At 49.0% G+C, this 518-nt stretch carries 1 protein-coding gene; it reads right to left on the bottom strand.

All coding sequences use genetic code 11. The annotated features are described in order from the left end of the window. The coding region (locus tag ABEG11_RS19065) for an AMP-binding protein (RefSeq protein ID WP_348825768.1) at positions 1-518 on the bottom strand (518 nt) is incomplete at both ends.

Raw genomic sequence — 518 nt, forward strand, 5'->3', positions numbered from 1 at the left:
ACCTGCTGGTCAAGGCGTCCTAAGCATTCTATTTCATCATCCGGAAGCAGCCTGCCCAGATCGCCTGTACGGTACAGGATATCGCCTTTGCCAGGATAAAACCTGTTTTCAATAAATTTTTCGGATGTAAGCTCAGGCCTGTTCCAATACCCTTTGGCCACTCCGTCACCGCCAATGACTATTTCGCCTATTTTTCCAGGTGCCGCAAGCAGGCCATGATCGTCAACTATATAAATCTGCGTATTTGCAATAGGCTTGCCAATAGTAATTGATGGATCGCCGGCTTTTATCTGTTTTATAGTAGACCAGATAGTAGTTTCTGTCGGGCCATACATATTCCAGAGGCTATCACACTTTACCAGAAGTTCCCGGGCCAGGTCTGCTGGCAGGGCTTCGCCACCGCAGAGGGCTTTGAGCGGCAGTGGCTCTGACCAGCCAGAATCCAAAAGCATCAGCCAGGTGGTTGGAGTCGCCTGCAGAAAACTGATGTTCTTCTTTTTTATCAGTTCCAGCAGCAG

Origin of the sequence: Flavobacterium aestuarii, from assembly GCF_040049115.1 — a bacterium.
GTDB lineage: Bacteria > Bacteroidota > Bacteroidia > Flavobacteriales > Flavobacteriaceae > Flavobacterium > Flavobacterium aestuarii.